1 pseudogene is annotated in these 277 nt (G+C 68.6%); it reads left to right on the plus strand.

Features of this window, described 5'->3' with window-relative positions:
• Window positions 1–277: pseudogene (locus PZC42_RS21120) on the plus strand (ATP-dependent DNA helicase RecG); the annotation flags it as partial.

Genomic DNA, 277 nt, shown 5'->3' on the forward strand with positions numbered 1-277 from the left:
GCCGAGCGCTTCGGCCTGGCCCAGCTCCACCAGCTTAGGGGCCGGGTGGGGCGAGGGGGGCTCGAAGGCTACGCCATCCTCATCGCCGGGGACGCCAGCCAGAAGACCCTAAAGCGCCTTAAGGTCCTGGAGGAATCGGGGGACGGCTTCTACATCGCCGAGATGGACCTGAAGCTAAGGGGCCCCGGGGAACTCAGGGGCACCCGGCAGTCCGGCTACCCGGAGCTGAAGCTCGGGGACCTCTCCCAGGACACCGAGGTCATCGAGCAAGCCCGGG

Source organism: Isoptericola croceus, assembly GCF_029382255.1.
Taxonomy (GTDB): Bacteria; Actinomycetota; Actinomycetes; order Actinomycetales; family Cellulomonadaceae; genus Isoptericola; species Isoptericola croceus.